General features: G+C 62.5%; 16 protein-coding genes. 5 read left to right on the forward strand and 11 right to left on the reverse strand.

Annotated features, from left to right (window positions below):
• Window positions 1–283 precede the first annotated feature (283 nt).
• The 9 genes from ABWI03_RS33320 to ABWI03_RS33360 all read right to left on the reverse strand — a co-directional run bounded on the left by ABWI03_RS33320 (window position 284) and on the right by ABWI03_RS33360 (window position 8,324).
• The gene (locus tag ABWI03_RS33320; protein WP_003946277.1) at window positions 284–475 is read right to left on the reverse strand and encodes a hypothetical protein; all 192 of its coding nucleotides are present in this window, start codon (window positions 473–475) and stop codon (window positions 284–286) included.
• Window positions 476–781: 306 nt separating this feature from the next.
• On the reverse strand, window positions 782–1,042 hold the full coding sequence (locus ABWI03_RS33325; RefSeq protein ID WP_218681522.1) for a hypothetical protein: 261 nt from the start codon (window positions 1,040–1,042) through the stop codon (window positions 782–784).
• A gap of 168 nt (window positions 1,043–1,210) precedes the next feature.
• The gene (locus ABWI03_RS33330; RefSeq protein WP_037132739.1) at window positions 1,211–1,912 is read right to left on the reverse strand and encodes a hypothetical protein; all 702 of its coding nucleotides are present in this window, start codon (window positions 1,910–1,912) and stop codon (window positions 1,211–1,213) included.
• A gap of 85 nt (window positions 1,913–1,997) precedes the next feature.
• Entirely contained in the window at window positions 1,998–2,588 is a 591-nt protein-coding gene (locus ABWI03_RS33335; RefSeq protein ID WP_256670339.1) for a YfbU family protein, read from the reverse strand.
• A 78-nt stretch (window positions 2,589–2,666) separates the two neighbouring features.
• Entirely contained in the window at window positions 2,667–3,008 is a 342-nt protein-coding gene (locus ABWI03_RS33340; RefSeq protein ID WP_003941834.1) for a hypothetical protein, read from the reverse strand.
• Window positions 3,009–3,094: 86 nt separating this feature from the next.
• Complete coding sequence (locus ABWI03_RS33345; RefSeq protein WP_003941839.1) at window positions 3,095–5,149, reverse strand: VWA domain-containing protein; 2,055 nt, start codon at window positions 5,147–5,149, stop codon at window positions 3,095–3,097.
• A complete protein-coding gene (locus ABWI03_RS33350) occupies window positions 5,149–6,195 on the reverse strand; it encodes a PASTA domain-containing protein (RefSeq protein WP_157770400.1) in 1,047 nt (348 codons plus the stop codon). Before ABWI03_RS33350 ends, ABWI03_RS33345 begins: the two co-directional genes overlap by 1 nt.
• A gap of 117 nt (window positions 6,196–6,312) precedes the next feature.
• Window positions 6,313–6,891, reverse strand: a complete 579-nt coding sequence (locus ABWI03_RS33355; RefSeq protein WP_003941835.1) for an IS110 family transposase — start codon at window positions 6,889–6,891, stop codon at window positions 6,313–6,315.
• A 458-nt stretch (window positions 6,892–7,349) separates the two neighbouring features.
• Window positions 7,350–8,324 carry a LysR family transcriptional regulator gene (locus tag ABWI03_RS33360; RefSeq protein WP_042926698.1) on the reverse strand — a complete coding sequence of 325 codons (975 nt, stop codon included), beginning with the start codon at window positions 8,322–8,324 and terminating at the stop codon, window positions 7,350–7,352.
• Window positions 8,325–8,521: 197 nt separating this feature from the next.
• Between ABWI03_RS33360 and ABWI03_RS33365 the strand changes: the two genes are divergently transcribed.
• From ABWI03_RS33365 to ABWI03_RS33375, 3 genes are all read left to right on the forward strand, one after another.
• Window positions 8,522–8,926 carry a hypothetical protein gene (locus ABWI03_RS33365; RefSeq protein ID WP_003941837.1) on the forward strand — a complete coding sequence of 135 codons (405 nt, stop codon included), beginning with the start codon at window positions 8,522–8,524 and terminating at the stop codon, window positions 8,924–8,926.
• Window positions 8,927–8,983: 57 nt separating this feature from the next.
• A complete protein-coding gene (locus tag ABWI03_RS33370; protein WP_003941838.1) occupies window positions 8,984–9,850 on the forward strand; it encodes an alpha/beta fold hydrolase in 867 nt (288 codons plus the stop codon).
• A gap of 86 nt (window positions 9,851–9,936) precedes the next feature.
• Window positions 9,937–11,385, forward strand: a complete 1,449-nt coding sequence (locus ABWI03_RS33375) for an aldehyde dehydrogenase family protein (RefSeq protein WP_003941841.1) — start codon at window positions 9,937–9,939, stop codon at window positions 11,383–11,385.
• Between the two features lie 104 nt (window positions 11,386–11,489).
• On the opposite strand, the gene ABWI03_RS33380 is transcribed toward ABWI03_RS33375, so the two are convergent.
• Window positions 11,490–12,815, reverse strand: a complete 1,326-nt coding sequence (locus ABWI03_RS33380; RefSeq protein WP_003941077.1) for an ISL3-like element ISPfr2 family transposase — start codon at window positions 12,813–12,815, stop codon at window positions 11,490–11,492.
• Between the two features lie 176 nt (window positions 12,816–12,991).
• Between ABWI03_RS33380 and ABWI03_RS33385 the strand changes: the two genes are divergently transcribed.
• Window positions 12,992–13,156, forward strand: coding sequence for a hypothetical protein (locus tag ABWI03_RS33385; RefSeq protein ID WP_003941075.1), 165 nt, complete (start codon window positions 12,992–12,994; stop codon window positions 13,154–13,156).
• A gap of 291 nt (window positions 13,157–13,447) precedes the next feature.
• Here ABWI03_RS33385 and ABWI03_RS33390 read toward each other — a convergent pair whose 3' ends face one another.
• Complete coding sequence (locus ABWI03_RS33390; RefSeq protein ID WP_003941073.1) at window positions 13,448–13,759, reverse strand: putative quinol monooxygenase; 312 nt, start codon at window positions 13,757–13,759, stop codon at window positions 13,448–13,450.
• Between the two features lie 108 nt (window positions 13,760–13,867).
• Here ABWI03_RS33390 and ABWI03_RS33395 point away from each other — a divergent pair.
• Window positions 13,868–14,526, forward strand: a 659-nt coding sequence (locus ABWI03_RS33395; protein ID WP_353799049.1) for a DJ-1/PfpI family protein, incomplete at its 3' end; no start/stop codon positions are given.

The raw sequence follows: 14,526 nt of genomic DNA on the forward strand, positions 1-14,526 counted from the left end.
TTGGTCGAGAACGGTTGTGTCGCAACTCCCATTCTTACGCCGAGGACCAGCCCGTCTACTTCAATCCCTCGTCAGCAACGTCCATACCCACAACAGCTAGTCCGTGTGTTCACTTTCCTCAGTGGCCGGCGCTCTCAGTCCATCGCATCCCTATTGATGCTGTAAGAACGAAATCAGTGATAATGCAGGATGGTCGATCTGGCCATTTCCGAAATTTTCGCGCTCGGTTGTAAAACTCCCCGTACATCTGATGATGCACGGGGAGTTTTTTTACAGGGCCGGCTTACTTGCGCCCTGCTCCGTTCTTGGTCGGATCGACCAAGATGTAACCCTGGCCGGGCTTCGGCGTCGGAGGTAACGGTTTTCCTCGGACGGTCGTTCGCTCGTCTCCAGTGCGACCACCACGGGGGCCGACGATCTCTACCTGACCGGAGCGGGGCGCCGGTGTGCCAGGCTTGAGCGGTTTGGAAGCCATGGCTTCCTCCTTAAAATCTCTGCGCGTTCCTCTTCCCTTCGCAGACAAGGGAATCGCGAGGACTGAACACGCGCCCTTTTGACGGACGGATACAGAGAGTTATAGGTTGGCTTCCACCACAGAAGTACCAGCCCGCTCCCTGCGCCAATGCCCAGGAGCGGGCATTTCTGCATTTGTGAGTATAGGTCATGGTGCCGACATAAATCGCCAAAGAAGCGGTTTTGGCACAACATATTGTGTCTCTATTGATGAAATGTTCGCGTATGTTGTGTCCCGTGGTTGGTGGTATGGGGACTCCGGGCGCTCCTAGAACCTTGGCGCATGTCGGGGTGACAAGGGGTCGGCGACCATCACGTCGACAATCTGCTTCGATTTCTCAGGCCCGCGGGTGAACCGGCGAATCGGGTCATCTGTGAGTGGCATGACGAGCTCGTAGCCGAGATCTTCTAGCTGCTTCTTGATCTCGTTGAAGATGGCCGCGCCGCTTTCGATGTGCCGCACGATATCGACGTCGACAGTCGGCCGGTTGAGTGGCACCCCGGCTCGAGCTGCATGCAGCTGCACCATCAGCCCTCCGACCAGGGTCCATTGTTCGGAAGGGATGGTGTGGGCGAGTTCTGCAGCTTGCGGCCACGGTGTTGCCCACCGGCAGGAGCCGTCACCGTCCATTCGGGACGCTCAGAGGCAGCCTGCTCCGGCTTCGGAAACGCGGTTCGGTCGGGCCGCTGTGGCCTGTCAGCGGAAGTCATCGAGCAGCTCCTGTAGGACGCGAGTGCCGGCGCTGCGCTCACGAGTGTCGAGGGATTCCATCAGGTCAACGGCCACGGCCGCGATCGGCAGTGTTGTCGTGTCGAAGAACGGGTTCAGAGCGGTGACGACCCGCAGGGTGACGTCTCCGTCAGGAGACAGCATCCCGAACTGTTCGACGATGTCCTCGAAAGCGTCATCGACGATGTACCCGTCGGCTTTGTCACCCAGGGTCGAGGACAGTCCGAATCGGGCAGCCCTTTCCGGTACGTGAATGATGGCACTGACTCCGGTGGCAGCGAGGTGGCCGTCCCTGATCAGGGCGTCTGCATCTCCGTCCCATGTATCCATGTGGTGTGTGGTGGCGCGGTTCCTGGCGAGGTACGCCACCTCGTCCGCGTTGGACCGACGTAAACGATGTTTGAGTCGGGTGATCTGTTCTGGCGGTGAGATCCAGTCGACTGTGCGGTGAGAGAGCAGTGCCAGCGCAGCCCATGCGACGTCCGGGTTCCACGGGCGGCCGCGGCGGCGAGTGGTCTGAGCGATGCGATGCACGGATGCGCTGCTGAGTAGGAGGGATTTGCCGACCTCGCGGGTGATGGTGATGGTGCCGGCGCGCGCCAATCTGGTGACCTGACGTTCGGTCACCGCAAGTGCGGCTGCCGCATCGTGCACCGTCATCTCATCCATAGATTATATGGTCGCATTTACGACCATATAAAGCAATAATCACAGTAAAAACCTATTGGATCTATACAGCAGGTAGGGAGTTCTGTCAGCACCCAACCACGTCGAAGGCGACGAAGTTGGACAGGGTGATCGGCCGCGGATACTTCCCCAGAGCGTCCACTACCGATTCTGCGCGCAGACGTTCCTCACCCGCACGTAGGTGCAGCCAGGACTCCAGTAGGAAGTCGACGTAGCTCGCCATGTGATTTTCCTGCGGGTCGTTGTGATTGAAGCCCTGGAACTCGAGTTCGAACGCCAGCTTGTCCTCGACGGGCGTCCGGTTCTTTGAGTGGTGGTCGATGCCGTAGGTGATGATCCGGAACATCTCGAGGATGTCGGACACGCGCCCGCAGTCGTGTTTCGGCAACTCGGTGTTGAATCCTGCGACTTGGTACCAGTTGTTAACGACGGTTGAAAAGTAGTCCAGAAACGACGGGGCGGGTTCTAGCCATCGTTGCAACAGTTGACGTGGCTTGAGGTTAGCAGTGACTCGAATAGTTCTGTGGGAGTGCAGTCTTGGATAACTCGGCGGGGTCGGCGATTGAGTTCGCTCTCGACCGCCAGGAGATGCTGCGGCGAATGCACTCTCAGGTCGGTGCCCTTGGGGAAGTAGTCCCGCAGCAGTGAGCTGCTCCACGGAAGTTGGACTGAGAATTCAGGTCCGACTCCCCGGGACCGGTTCACTTGTGTGTGGCGCTCGATCTATTTCATGCTGTCAGGTACTCGCCGGAGTTCGCAAAGACTTGCCGCGGAACGTCCGCGAGTGGACGGTGAACCAAACTGCCAGTAGCAGTGAGACCGCGGCGGTGCCCGCCGTTACCCACCACCACAGCGGTATTGGTGCCTTCACTGTGATCTGATACGCGGTGACTGCTTCGTTCCCCGATGGATTTACCGTCCTGACGATTATCGTGTGTGTGCCGAAGTCGAGGTCCGGGGGGATGACGACGTGGAGATCGAGTGGGCCGTCTTGCGTCGTGAATCCTGTCGCCAGGGTGCGTGGGATGCTTCGAATCTCGGCTTCGTAGTAGGTGCCGGCCGGGACCACAGTGTTCATGGTCTGGATACAGCGGGCGGGTTCGGTGGCTTGCACGTTCGGGACGGCGTGCAGTGCGCACTCGACTCCGGTGGTGAATTCCGCGGTTAGTGGTGCCTGGCGGACGATGGAGCTTCATGTGGAGCTGCATAAGAGCTGGTCGACCACTGCGCGATCGCGCCCGCTATCCGGCTGTAGCCCAGTTCGTTAGGGTGGACGAGTTCTTGCTTGTTCGCATTCAGGCCCACGAACTGCTGGGCTGCGAGGCCGGCGCCCTGGCCGAAGGTGGCGCCGTTGATTCCTGACGCGGAGCCGTCGCACAGTGTGTTCACCGGTTGCATCGACCGCTCGACGGTGTCGATCCAGTAGATCTGGCGGGCGTCATTCTGTGCGGCGCTCACCGACCGCGCCAGGACTCTGTTGAGTTCTCGGACAACCTTGTTGGCATACGCAACCTCCCTGGCGGAGAACTCGCCGCACGTGACGCCGACGGTGTCGGGGAACGGCAGCGGATAGCCGAGCACGAGCAGCGGAGCTTCACTACCGTCGCGTTGGTCGAGTTCCGCCTTGGTGTTCAGGGCGTCGTACACCTTCCGGTAGGTGCCGGGCAGTTGTGTGCTCAGGTCGTCGAGTTTCTGGCGTACGGTGCGCTGCCTGACTGCATCGTTGTCGACCAGTCCTTGAGCGTTCGCATCCGCGTATCCGCAGGTGGAAATGGTCTCCTTGAGGTGGACACCGTCGAGGGTGTCCAGCCTGGCATCGTAGTTCGGGTACAAGCAGCCGGTGACGATGTCGGCGAATCCGATATCGTTGCCCCCGATACTGAGAAAGGCTGCATCGACGGTGGGTCCGTCGTCCATCTGGGCGACCTGGGAGTCGTATGTGACCCGGCCAGGCTGAGGTCCGAACAGGTTCGTTTGAACTGCACCGGAGCACGCGTAGTTTTTGGTGTGCTCGATCCCGAAAAGCTGTGTCACATGGGTGGATTGGGACCGATGGCACCATTCGTCCACACGACTGTTGCCGGGAAGGTATCGGCCGGCGCCCTCGCCGGCGGCGTAGGAGTCGCCGAATACCGCGACCGTGGAGCCATTGTCGAGGAGTGCCTTGACTACCCCGCCCGCCACGGAGCGAAGGTCGATCTTGATGGTGCCCTCTGCCATGGCTGCGGCGGCGGGTCGGGCGGCGGTAGCGATGACCCGGTAGTTCGCGGTTCGGTCCTGGGTTGCATTCGAGTCCGCGGGTCGCAGCTTCCACTCGAAGTTTGCACTGTGCCCTGCGGGGATGTTGCCGAGTCGCGCGACGGGCGGGATGACGACAGGGAAGAGAGCCTGGTCGGTGTCCGCGCGAAACGAGAGGGACAGTCGCACGTCGTTGACGGCTCGTGCCGACGAGTTGGTGACGTTCGCTGTCAGTGTGACGTCGGCGCCGCCCGCTACGGTATCGGGAGCCGAGATCGTCAACGCCAACTCGGGAATCATCAGTTCCTTGAGCCTCTTCTGCATTTCGTCCACGTCTGCGATGTCGCTGTAGCGGCCACCTGTGGTGGATGCGATGCATTCGAGTTCGGTGCGACCTTGTCCCGACAGCTGGAAGCCCAGCGCCTCGACTGTGACGTCGAACCCTTCGGCGACGATCTGTTTCGCCGTGTCGCACGGAGCCTGGCCACAGTTGCTTTCGCCGTCCGAGATGAGGACCACGGTGGCAGTGGTGATGCCGTTGGCCTTCAGCGAATCGACCGACGCACGAAGAGCCGGACCTGTCGGTGTCCCGCCGTCCGCTTTCAGACCGGACACCTGGGCCATCAGCGTGTCGGTGTCCTTGCGCACACCTCCGTCTGCGCCGGCAAGAAATGACCCGGGATCGCAGTTGCTGCCGGCTGTCGGGTACGTCCAGAGGCCCAGCGGTGTGCTCGAGGAAGCCGTGTCCCCGACGATCCTGCTCAGGCTCTGCTTAGCGCCGGTCAGCTTGTTCTTGCCGTTCGCGTCGTTGTCGTTCATCGAACCGGACAAGTCCATGACCATAAGCAGGGCCGCCGGTGCGGCGGACACCGCACGGGTGGGTGGAGTGGTCGGTGTCTGTGCCGCAGACGAAACGGGCAGCAGGCAAGCCGACACGAGGATCACGAGCAATGCACCGAGTCTCGGCCACCAGTTGGCCATCAGTTGTCCTCGGTGAGATCTACGATGGCCTGCTGGCTGCCGAGAATGGTCGGGTCGGCGAGGACGGCTTCGGTGTCTCTCGACGATCCGCTGTCGGTGAGCGCGGTCGCGACGACGGTTAGTTGCAGTGCCCCCGAGACACGTGCGTAGAGGTCTGCGGGCTGGCCGTAGCCAGCGTCGACGGCCGCGACCGGTGTGCCGTCTGCGAACACCTCGACGCGGACCCTGGTGCCGGGCATGGAATCGGTGGGAACCCCGACCGTGGCGCGCATCTCGTCGACCGCGTGGGCCAGATTCCACACCGACTTGCGCGGCTTGGCAGTGCCAGGTTTGTTCGCGGTGCAGGTCACCGAGTTCTCATATTTCTTGCCGTCCATCGACTCCGACCCGGTACCGCACCCGCTCTCCATGGCGTCGAGCTTCGAAGGGTAGGCGGATCCGGGGGACTGAGCGACAGTGAGGGTAACCGCGTCGGGAATCGGTGCACCGACTGGTGGATCCACGTCGAGCGCACCGTCTCGGACCGCGTCCGGTTGGTAGCGGCTCTTCACGATCACCTGCGCACCGAGTTCCTGCAGTTCCGAGATCACCTCCGTAGCCGAGCGGTTCTCGATGACGGGCACCTGGGCCGACGTCGAAACAACCAGCGTCACCTTCGCCGTATCGGAACTGCCGAACGGTGGTGTCTGCTCGATGACGATGCCCGGACGTCCGGCGGCCGCGCGGGTGGTCACCTCGACACGGTCGACCGGGATTCCGCTGTCAGCGAGGATTTGCTTCGATGCGTCGGAGCCGAGACTGCGCAGGTCAGGCATGGCACCCGATGCGATATCGGCAGCAAAATCGTCGAGGGTGCCGTCGTCGGGACGGGCAGCGGTACTCGATTCCTGGCGAGCTACCAGTTCGTTCTGCAGCCACCATCCGGAGGCGAGTCCGGAGCCAAACAGCGCCAGCGCCGTGAACAAGCTGGCGAGCACCTTCCTGCGGGTGCCCCAGCCGTCGTACCAAGGTCGGGTCGACGCCAGCGATGGTGTCGGGGGTTGCACTTGCGGAAGCGAAGTTGCAGATCCTAGTTGCGGCGGTTTGCCGGGTTTCGATGACCAGAAGGGCAAGGTTGTCACTCCTGTCATGGCGAACGAATGGCGAACTTGGATTTTCGGCTATTAAGCGACGCCTTGTCTATCGGCTGAACAGGCGATCTCCTTTATCTGACTGTATGCCAACGATTTTCGTGCATCCACACCAAGTTCGACGGTGCGAACCAAAGCTGTCAACGCATTGACCGCGCGCGTCCGTTCGCACGTCATCTGCTCGCGCGCGACCACGAGAACGCGCATCGCCACTCGCGATCCGTCCGCACGTGGTCGGCGCAGTCGATCGATGTCGACGGACAGAACTGACCGGGCGATACGAGCGGCGTCGAGATCGTCGGTCTTACCGACTCCTCTCCGATCCGCCGAACCCATCACGGAGGGTTCGGCTACCGGGAATCCCGCCGCAAGAACGCGGTCGGAGAGTCCGGCGCCGTAGGAGCCGATGCCTTCGATGACGACGAGGGCGGCTTGTTGACCTGCCCTGTGTGCAATCCACGTGCGGGCCCGATCAAGACCCGCCGGGCTTGCCGGAAAACTTGCTTTGTCCTGTACCGCACCGGTTGCGGCGGCCACGACACACAGCGCATGGGCCGCGGCGTGGGTATCTACCCCGATGACGATCTCGTAGTTATCTGCGACGATAGGCATAGCGACGGATGTCCTTTCCGATGGGCGACGTCGTTGTCGGCGTCGGCCCGGAAAGAGCACTTCGAGGCAGGCCTGTAACGGGCCACGACCTCGCGGCAACGAGGTCGGGCAGGCTTCTGATTAAGCCACCGAAGCAAGACCGGACCGGCGTCGCCGCCACAATAGAGTGGACAAACCCCGGCCAGTGCATCCGAAAGGAGCAAAGCGATTCATGAGTCACACGGCGTTGTAGCGACGACACCTATCCTGTCAGCCAGCCCCGGGCCGGCCACTACAAACACTTACATGCGATTCACTGTGGGCCTGGGTGTGCGTTTTGACCATCGACAAAACGGATGATTCATCCTGCCGTCGCCAATATTTAGTAGTAGCGGAAGTCGCTGCCAGGTGCGCACGGCGATCAGACTGCGCTCACTGCCAGGACCGGCTAGCCTGATCCTCAAGTGCGCGGCGAGACGTTACGAAGTGAGCTTGGCCGGAAAACGGTCGAGCAAGGAGGTCACACCTTCGACCGCGGGCATCCATGAATTCGGCACAGGGCGGGCTGTAGCAACGCTGCGAGCAGCCTCTACGAAGTCGCGAGTCAATAGAGAATCGACGTCTGATCGCCAACCGATAGATAACGGCGTTGGTGGTATGCCGGTGACAGGAACGAACGCTAGTCCTGGCCGAGAATAGAACCGCTGCGTCGATGCTTGCGAGAACGCGACGCCCTTCTTCGACAAGATCGCTTCGAAACACTCGTCGACCGTTGAAACCTCGGCTCCGAGCCGAACGTCATGCCCATCGCGAGAGCTCAGTGCGAGCCAGAAGTCACGCCACTCGTCGGTACTGCGACGAGCAACGAATGGCTGACCTGTGAGATCCTCGACACTGATCGAATCATGTTGCGCAAGAGGGGAGTCCGAGCTAACGACCAGCACTCGCGGTTCGATGAAAAGGGTGTCGAGCGCGAGCCAGTCCGCAACGACGACGGGCGGCCTGATGAACGCTACGTCCACCGTGCCGTCGCCTAGTCCGACGTAGGGGTCGGAGAAGTCGAACGATTGCATTTCCACCTCGACATCCGGGTGCATCGAGCGAAATGCCGACAGGATGTCCGGGGTCAGCTCAGCGGCAGCATTCGCCTGGAATCCGATAACGAGATTGCTGCGCGCACTGCGGCCGACTTGCCGGGTGAGCGACGCAATGCGCTCGGCATCCGAGAGTAGCTGACGGCTTCCTTCCAAGAGCCTCACCCCTGCCGGCGTCAGGGCCACATGACGGCTGTCACGAATGAACAGCGCTGTCCCCAGAGAGTGCTCAAGCTTTCGAATCTGAACACTCAGAGATGGTTGGGCGATATGGAGCCGTGCAGCCGCACGGCCGAAGTGCAGTTCCTCCGCCACCGCCACGAAGTACGACAGCGGCCTCAACTCCAGGGGTAAGCGCACATCGCCGATGCTATTCGGCCAGGTAGATGCACACCAATAGTTGTTTCCTATCGATCGGAAGGGTCATTGGTATTGGACGTACCCGTCGATTGTCGGTGTGATGGGTGTCATGTTCGCGACGGTGAAGCACTAGCAATCACCCTTCGATCATCCCCGTTCCAGAAATAATCCGGCACACAAGTCGACGAAGGAAAACAATGACTGCCACCATCACTCAGACCCCCCAGCAGTGGGCCGATGCGTTCGAGCAGGCCTCGGATCAGGATCCCGAAATCCAGGCGCACGGCAAGTACTTCACTTGTTCGTACCTCTTGGACATGGGCACACATACCTTCGTCGTCGAGATGACGACCGGCAAAGTACACGCCATCACGGTCGATCCCGGCCCCCTCGACCGCCCGTACCAGTTCGCCATCCGGGCCAGTGCCAAGACCTGGCAGGGGTTCGGCGTGCCCGTACCCGCGCCGATGTACCACGGGATCTGGGCTGCCTCATTCCAACGGGACATGAAGCTCGAAGGCGACGTGCTGGTTCTCATGCAGAACTTGCGGTGCGTGACACGCCAGATCGAACTGCTCCGCACTGTCGGTGTGCCGGTCTGATTCACCAGCGCCACCCAAACCAGTTCAAAATCTCCCCCCAACGAAGGAACCCTCGAGATGAGCAAGATTTCCCCGGTGACGGGACACTACGTCGACGTCGACGTCGACGGCCTGCTGTACAAGGTCTTCTACCTGGAGAACGGCACCGGTCAGCCCTTGGTGTGCCAGCACACCGCCGGGGCTCACAACCATCAGTGGCGCGGGCTGCTGGAAGACGAAGAGATCACCGCGAATTATCGCGTCATCGCCTACGACCTACCTCGACATGGAAAGTCCGATCCGCCGGAGAACACCGAGTGGTGGACCGAGGAATACAAACTCTCGGCTGACCACTACGCCAATTTCATCGTTGCACTCGTTGATGCGCTCGAACTCGAGAATCCGATCTTCATGGGATCCTCGTTCGGCGGCAACATCGCCCTGCAGCTTGCGCTGCGCAATCCGGATCGCTTCGCCGGCGTCATCCCTGTCGAAGGTGCCGACTACTCGCCTGGCTTCTACCTCGACTGGTGGCAGCACCCGCACGCGAACGCAGCGCAGGTGTGCGCCAGCGGCACGTGGGATCTCATGGCTCCCCAGTCACCGGAGGCAGATCGCTGGAAGACCTGGTTCTATTACACCCAGGGATCCGAAGCGTTCAAGGGCGACCTGCACTTCTACTCGGTCGATCACGATCTGCGCGACAAGCTCGATCAGATCGACGGCGATCGCTGCCCCGTCGTGATGTTGACCGGCGACTACGACTACCTGACCACGCCGGAAGACAGCGCCCGAACGGCCGCGCAAATCAAGAACGCGCAGTTCATCGAGATGAAAGACATCGGTCACTTCCCGATGAGCGAGAACCACGCAGTCTTCCGCACCTACCTCATCCAAGCGCTCGAGATTCTCCAGAAGAACGCAGCCACCGCTGCATCCGTCTGACCTGTCCAGTACATCAACGCGCTCGCCGGCCACCGCAACAAGGGGGTCGGCGAGCAGTTGTTTGTACACTTCGAAGAGGAATACCGATGAGCATTAAACACTTTCCATTCCTGATCGCCGGCGAGGCGACGACGACCGATAGCCGTATCGAGATCCGCAATTCATTCGACGGTCGGATTGTCGCAACTGTGTCCGAGGCGGATCCGGTGCACATCGAGTCCGCGATCGCAGCTGCCTCGGCGGTGGCCACCGAATTCGCGAGTACACCCGTGCATATCCGCGCAGACGCTCTTATACACATATCAACGCGTCTGAACGACCGCCACGAGGAGATTGCCCAGCTCATCTCAGCCGAATCCGGCAAGCCAATCAAGTGGGCGCGTGTCGAGGTTACCCGCGCCGCTACCACCTTCCGGTGGGCAGCCGAGGAGGCCAGGCGCTGGAGTGGACACATGCAACGACTCGATACCGATGCAGGCTCGGACGGTCGTTTGGCTCTGGTTCACCGGGTCCCGCGCGGCCCCATCCTCGGGATCGCCCCGTTCAACTTTCCGCTCAACTTGGTCGCCCACAAAGTTGCGCCGGCGCTCGCCGTCGGTGCGCCGATCATCGTCAAGCCTGCGCCAGCGACACCGCTGTCGAGTCTGGTGCTCGGTGAGCTGCTGGCGGAAACGTCACTGCCAGAAGGCGCGTGGTCCGTGTTGACGGTCTCGAACGAAAAGGCTTCGGAGATGGTCCAGGATCCGCGTCTGCCGGTGGTCTCATTCACCGGTTCGGTTCCTGTGGGGTGGGCCATCCGCGATCGGGTGCCGCGAAAACACGTCACGCTCGAATTGGGAGGAAACGCCGCCGTCGTGGTGTGTGAAGACTGGTCCGATGAAGCCGGACAGGACTTCGCGGCCGAACGAATTGCGCGGTTCTCGATGTACCAAGCTGGTCAGTCCTGCATCGCGGTGCAGCGAGTATTCTTGCACGACAAGCACTACGAGAGCATGCGGCAACGGATACTGTCCTGGATCGGCATGTTGTCCACCGGTGCACCCGACGACGACGCTACCGATGTCGGTCCACTGATCGACGAGCGTGCTGCCGTGCGTGTGGAGCAGTGGATCGACGAGGCGGTGGCAGGCGGTGCGACCGTTCTCGCCGGTGGCGGACGAGTGGGGGCCGTTGTCGAGCCCACCGTGATCGAGGACGCGCCCCGCGGCGCGCGGGTACTCGACGACGAAGTCTTCGGACCTGTCGTGGCGCTCTGCAAGGTCTCCTCGGACGAGGATGCGTTCGAGAAGGTCAATGAGTCTCGGTTCGGTTTGCAGGCAGGGGTTTTCACCTCAAACCTGCAGACCGCTTTTCGCGCCTCACGTGTTCTGAACGTCGGTGGAGTCATCGTCGGTGATGTCCCGAGCTACCGCGCCGATCAGATGCCGTACGGGGGCGTGAAGGACTCTGGGACAGGCAAAGAGGGAGTCCTTTCGGCAATGGAAGATCTCACTGAGGAGAAGGTGCTCGTTCTGACCGGCATCGACGTTCTGTAGAGCGATGGTTGCCGTTGATCCACGCACGTGGTTCGTTCGTCCACGACATCAGCCGACGGCGTCTTCGCATGAACGCCTCAGATCATTTCTGCCGGTTTGGGGGCTCATCCCAATCGGGGGTGTAGGAGTTGGGGTCTGAAGCCGCCGGTCTCGAGCAGGCTTCGGGCGATGTAGTTGGTCAGGTTGCGGAACCCGAGTGCGGAGCTGCGCAGGTGTTCGAGCCGTCCGTTGAGCGCCTCGGTCGGCCCGTTGCTGGTGCCGGGTCGTTCGAAGTAGGCGAGCACGTCAGCGGCTCGCTTCTTCAGGGTCCGGCCCAGGGTGGTGAGCTCGGTGAGCACCTTGGGGACGCCGGCGCTGAGGTCGGTGATCAGCTTCTCCATGAGCTCGCGGCCACGTTGCCGGTCCTCGTGGCGATAGGCGGCGATCATGCGCTGGTAGACACCCCAGGTCGCCTCGACCTCGACGTGAGCGTCATCAACGAACAGCGCGCGTAGCCTGTCGCTCTGCTTGTCGGTGAGCAGGTCCGCGCCGGTGTGCAGCGTGCGCCGCGACTTGTAGAGCGGGTCGTCCCTGAACCCACGGTGCCCGTGGATCGCGAGTTGGACCCGGCGCCGGCACCTGTCGAGGGCGTCACCGGCCAGGCGCACGACGTGGAAGGGATCCATCACCGTGACCGCGTCCGGGATCTCCTCTGCAGCGGCGGTCTTGAACCCGGTGAAGCCGTCCATCGCGACCACCTCGACCGCGTCACGGAAGGCGTCGTCGCGGTCGGCGAGCCAGGTCTTGAACGCCGCCTTCGACCGGCCCTCGACCATGTCCAGCAGCCTTGCTGGGCCGGCGCCATCGCGGACCGGGGTGAGGTCGATGATCACGGTGACGTACTTGTCGCCACGCCTGGTGTGGCGCCAGACGTGCTCATCGACGCCAATGACCTTCACGCCCTCGAACCGCGTGGGGTCGTTGATCAGCAGCCGCTTGCCTTCAGCCAGGACCGCGTTGTTGGCGGTGTCCCACGCGAGCCCGAGTCCCTCGGCGACACGGGCGACGGTGAGGTGTGCGACCACGATCCCTTCCAGCGCCCACCGCAGCCCGGTGCGCGAGAGCTTCGCGCGTGGCTCCGCCGCGGCGCTGGTGTCTTGGCGCCACACGTGTCCGCAGTCGGCACAGCGGTAGCGGCGCACTACAACTTCCAGCACGGTCGGTCGCCAGCCCAGCGGCTCGTGGGCCAACCGCCGGATCACGGTGTCACGAGCAGCGCCTTCGCTGCCGCACCGTCGGCACCACTGATCTGGTTCCACCACGCGGCACGCGAGGACCGCACGATCCGGTTCAAGTCGTTGTCCGGTCACGCTCAGACCGAGGCCGTCGAGTCGAGCGAAGGCGGTCAGGTCAGGGCGGCCGAAGCCGGCCGGCGGGGTAGCGTCGGACACGTCGAGGTCTTTCGGATGGATGGCGTAGGAACCTCCGTCGTCGGGAGACCTCGACGTCTATCTGCGGACCGACGCGCCCGGCCGACTTACACCGTCATCTGAGAAGACCCCTGAAACGTCTTCGACGACGACGGGACCGGCGAGGAGGAGGGCGCGGTGAGCTAAAGGAATGGAGCTTGCTCGGCTTCGACGCCGCCGCAAGCTCCGGTGAAACGGTCGGTACTGGTCGGTCGACGTCGGTCACCACCGGATGGCGGCGTCCCCCACGCTCGGCGTTTGCGCAGGTCAGTGGCTCGTTCGCCCAGTGGGCGCATCAAGCGATAGACGCAAAGCCGATGTGATTAGGTCGTCGGTTCGATTCCGACAGGCGGCTCCGGCGAACAGCCCCTGACCTGCGGAAACGCAGGGCAGGGGCGGTTCGGTTCTGGTGGTCGCGCGATGCGCTGGCCTCACGGCTCTGCCCGACACCGACGTCGCTCTCCTCTGCGACGGAACCCTCGCCGGCTGAGCGCTCGCGGCCGGCATCCTGTCCGTGTGCCGATAGGCCTCGCACCGCTCGGCAACGCAGCGTGGCGTTGCGTCGCGACCTGGCGACGGCTCGGCGGGGCGCGATCGTCTCGTGCGTTGGCGGACTACGGGAGCTTGGACGCGAGGACGTCGGCCGCCAGGATCTCGGGTGCTGCGCCGAGGAGGTGCTGGTTGGCCATCAGGGCTGCGACGATGGCGCCGTTGGCGTGGGCGTCGCGAGCGGCCTCGTCGGGGAATGCATCGAAGATCCAGAAGGTGTCGGCGTGGGTCCTGACCGCGAACCAGACAATCGTTCCTACTTCTTCGTTGGCGAGCGCGACAGCGCCGGCGAGCAGATCGGCGAGCGCGTCGTGCTGTCCATCGGCCGCGACGATCTTGGCGACGAAGGCATACGGAAGTGATGCGGGTGTGGACATGAGGGGTTCTCCTAGGTGTCGAGGTTTCTTGGTGAAGCGAGTTAAGCGTATGACGAGCAAGGGCATGTGAGAAGTGGCGTATACGGCAGTATTGCTATTGTTCGCGCCATGCGTATCGGACTGATCGCGATCGACGGCTGCTTCGGTTCGGCTGTCGCGTCGATCATCGACATCGTGCGGGTGGCCGACGGAGCCCGCAGCGATGTCGACCCGCGGATCGACCCGATCGAACTCGCCATCCTCGGACCGAAACGGAGAGTGACCACGACGGCATCGATGACCCTGTCGGTGGACCACCCGCTGTCGGAGTCCGCAGAGTTCGACGTGGTCGTCGTCCCTGCGCTTGGAACCCTCACGGCCGCCGCTACCAACGACGCCCTCCAGAGCCGAGATGCTCGTTCGGTCATCGCCTCGCTCGGGCGCCTCGACGACGCGACCACCCGGATCGCCGCGGCGTGCACCGGCGTGTTCGCCGTCGCCGAGACCGGACGGATGCATCATCGGCGGGCGACGACCAGCTGGTTCCTGGGGCCGGAGTTCCTGAAGCGCTATCCGACCGTCGCCCTCGATCTCGACACCATGGTCGTGGTCGACGGGAACCTCGTCACCGCCGGCGCCGCGTTCGCCCACATCGACCTCGCGCTCTCACTCGTGCGATCGATCAGCCCCGACCTGGCCCAACATGTCGCCAAGCTCCTCATCATCGACGAGCGTCCGTCGCAGGCGGCCTTCGTCGCCTACGAACATCTCCGGCACGAGGACCCGAT

Origin of the sequence: Rhodococcus baikonurensis (genome assembly GCF_040489275.1) — a bacterium.
Lineage (GTDB): Bacteria > Actinomycetota > Actinomycetes > Mycobacteriales > Mycobacteriaceae > Rhodococcus_F > Rhodococcus_F baikonurensis.